We start from the raw sequence: 3,245 nt of genomic DNA on the forward strand, positions 1-3,245 counted from the left end.
GCCACAGGGAGAGTTCTCAAGGTCTGAAAGTTGCGTAGATACCCATGCTCATCGGGGGCAAGCCCCCTCCCACATTTTTTACCGAGTACACCAGCCACAACACCGGTCGGCTCTAAGGCCGCCGCGCTTTGGCTTTTGATCTTCCGCGCCCCGTTAAACCACGCTGGCCGGAGTGAGGGCACACCGAGCCGAGGCGAGGTGCCGAGTGGTGGGGCACAGACCTTTTGGTTACTTTTGGGGCGTTTGTGTTTGCCAAAAGTGACCCGCCGTAAGGGCGGAACCGCCAGTGGCCGTTACCGCAGAAATGGATATGTACACAGACCCACACTAACTCAACAACACCACCCCCCCAGGCAACTCCGTACACCTGGCCCCATAAGCATCCCGAATCAACAGCGCCACCCCCGCCAACTGCTGCAAGCTGAACCGCGCTTGCACTCGCCGCTTGCCCAGTTCCTTGTTCAGCAACACCAACATCCCCGGTCGATATCGGTTGATCTCATCCACCACCGTCGCCAACGTTGCGTTGTTGAACACCAGTACCTGCTCACGCCAGGCCACTACCGCGTGGGCATCGACGCTCGTCACTTCACCCATGCCCGCCGCGCCGTAGGTCAGTTGCCGGCCACTCTCCAGGCGTACATTACGCCCGGCGACGTCCACCGACAGCCACCCCTCGATACAGGTCACGCAGACGTTGCGATCGGTATGCCGCACGTTGAACCGCGCCTGGGCCGCGCTCAGCCAGCCCTGGCCCGCCTGGACCTTGAGCGGCTGTGCCACGTCGGCGAGGACTTCGACTTCGCCTTCGAGCAGTTCGATCCCCTGCCCCACCCGGCTGATGCGCGTCTGTGTATTGAGCTCCAGGCTCACACCCTCGCTCAATAACACCTGGCGCTGTTCGCCGACCTCGGTTCGGTAGTCGGCGGTCAACCCGGCAAACCCGCCCGGCACACCGACGTTGACCATCACCACCGCCGCCGACGCTGCAATCGCGCCGCCGAGGAAGGCACGCCGGCCAAAATGACGCGGGCGCTCGGCCTGTTCGGCCGCTGCGCCCAAACGCTGCCACAGCGTCTTGGCCTGTTCGAACGCCTGGGCATGTTCCGGGCTTTGGGCGCACCACGCTTTCAGGGCCTTGGCATCGGCCACGGTAGCGCGGCCCGAGGTCAACAGGACCAGCCAGTCGCGGGCTTCGTCGTGCAGTGGGCTGGCGGGTGTTTCCCGGGCGGTGGAGAAGCTAAAAATATTCAAGCGCGCAAATACTCACGGATTTATCAGGGACTCACTACTAAGACGGTTTCCCGGCCCCGGGACCGAACCGCTGAATCACTTTTCTTTCCAGGCGCTGGGCACAGTAGCCCAGGGCAGCCTTGATTTCTTTCTCGACCATGCGTGTGGAAATGCCGAAACGCTGGGAGATTTCCAGGTGCGGCGCCTCTTCCAGGCGCGCGGCGATGAGGATCTTGCGTCGGCGTGCCGGCAGTTCGTAGAGGGCCTTGACCAGCGATTGGATTTCTTTCTGGCCACCCACCACCCGCGACGGGTCCAGGACTTCGTCGGCGCTTTGCAGCAGCTCTTCCACCTCGCTGCCGGTCAGCAGGCGCGCGTCGGCCTGGCGGCGGTCGGCGGCGATGTTCAAGGCCATGCGGTACAGGTAGGCATTGGGCTGCTGAAGGTTTGGCGGCATGTCCATGCGGTCGACCCGCAGGTAGGTTTCGTGCAGCACGTCGTTGGCCAGGTCCTCCGAGCCCAGGCGCTTGCGCAACCGCACCTTGAAGTCCTCGTAGGACGCCAGGAACAAGCTGACCATTGTGCTCTGCCCGGTATTTTTCATCCGCCCCAGGCTCCGTTTGCTGCTGTGCATTCCATGCGCGTTCCTGTTGTGTCAGGCATCAAAAGTAAAGTCACCGGTTGGCGCAGGGAACTGGGTGCCGGGCGTTCGACCCGCGCGGTTGCCAGGCTGCGTACCAGTGCTTCATCGCGTTGTTCATCGCCGGTGGAACTGACCAACCGACTGTGTTCGATCAGCCCTTGCGGGTTGACCCACACCTGCACCAGTGCCCGAAAACTGCCGGGCCGGGTCAGCGGCGAGCGGCACAGGCTGGTCTCGATGGCCTGCTGCAAGGCCGTGGCGTAGCTGTTGTTGATGCGCGCGGCATTGCGTGCCGCCGTACCACGGGTTGCAGGCGGCTGGCTGACCTCGGGCAGTTGCAGGGTAAACGCATCGCTGCGTGCATAACGTGCCATCAGGCCACTCCCTGTCAGCAACATCGCCAGAGCCTCCTGTGCCGTGAAGCGCCCGCGCACACTGATGGAGCGCCGGCCCAGCGTCAGTTCGCGGTCGACCAGCACCGCCATGCCGGTGGCACGGCTGTACGCTTGCAGTGCGTGTTCCAGGTCTTGTGCCGGCAGGTCCAGGCTCAGCAACGGGGGCTCTGCCTTGGCGGGCGGCGTGCCCGTCAGCAGCAACAGCAAGACCAGGGCGCATACGGCGCGCCGCCAAGTCCCCTGTTCACCCCCCGCGTTGCATCGCTGCACGGCCGACGTGTCCTTGAAAACCGTCATCCTGAGGCCAGTTTATGAACCTGATGTTACGGTGATAGCAAAAAAAACATCACGGTGACGAGAGGCCCGCTGCACTACACTTTCACGCCATGCCGGCCCATTCTCTCGGGCCCATCAGGAGGCTCCGATGAAGCTGTTTCCAACCCTCGCCAGCCTGTTGCTGTGTATCGCAATGCCCCTCGCCCACGCTGAAACCGCGGCCAATGGCTGCACGGAAGTCACGGTGGATGGGTATAAGGCGCCCAACTACGGCTGCCTTGGCCAGCAGATGGGGAATGCACCGAACGCGGCCAAGGCCGCACAAAAAAATCGCGAAGCGCAGAATATCCCGGTACAGAAGCGGCCACCGAACCAGGTGGGGCTGTCTACCCCGGCGGCGACCGGTGTGCGCATGGGCAATACCTTCGGGACCTCGGTGAAACCGCAGCGGCCTTGAGGGCTCTGGGCACAATCCATCAAGCATTCAATAGATTTTTCATCGCTGGCCGATGCTGGTGGGTGCGACGATTCGACTTGCCCCCGATGGTGGTGGGTCAGTTAACAAATAAGTGACTGACACGCCCTCATCGGGGCATAAGTATCTACACAACTTTTTTCAGCGGTCTGTGGCGAGGGAGCTTGGTCCCGTGGCGGCCTTCGGGCCGACCGCTTTTTTGGAGTTTTAGCGAGTACATATC

4 protein-coding genes are annotated in these 3,245 nt (G+C 62.4%); 1 reads left to right on the plus strand and 3 read right to left on the minus strand.

Features of this window, described 5'->3' with window-relative positions:
• Window positions 1–327: 327 nt before the first annotated feature.
• The 3 genes from AC1Q6I_RS34680 to AC1Q6I_RS34690 are packed head-to-tail and all read right to left on the minus strand — an operon-like array spanning window position 328 to window position 2,478.
• Entirely contained in the window at window positions 328–1,254 is a 927-nt protein-coding gene (locus AC1Q6I_RS34680; protein WP_024074803.1) for a FecR family protein, read from the minus strand.
• A gap of 37 nt (window positions 1,255–1,291) precedes the next feature.
• Window positions 1,292–1,837 (minus strand): RNA polymerase sigma factor, encoded by a 546-nt coding sequence (locus tag AC1Q6I_RS34685; protein ID WP_024074802.1) that lies wholly within the window; start codon window positions 1,835–1,837, stop codon window positions 1,292–1,294.
• Window positions 1,834–2,478 (minus strand): secretin and TonB N-terminal domain-containing protein, encoded by a 645-nt coding sequence (locus AC1Q6I_RS34690; protein ID WP_041161160.1) that lies wholly within the window; start codon window positions 2,476–2,478, stop codon window positions 1,834–1,836. The genes AC1Q6I_RS34685 and AC1Q6I_RS34690 overlap by 4 nt, the downstream gene beginning before the upstream one ends.
• A gap of 217 nt (window positions 2,479–2,695) precedes the next feature.
• Between AC1Q6I_RS34690 and AC1Q6I_RS34695 the strand changes: the two genes are divergently transcribed.
• Window positions 2,696–3,004, plus strand: coding sequence for a hypothetical protein (locus tag AC1Q6I_RS34695; RefSeq protein WP_102625772.1), 309 nt, complete (start codon window positions 2,696–2,698; stop codon window positions 3,002–3,004).
• Window positions 3,005–3,245 lie beyond the last annotated feature (241 nt).

Source organism: Pseudomonas sp. MPR-R2A5 (genome assembly GCF_058793055.1).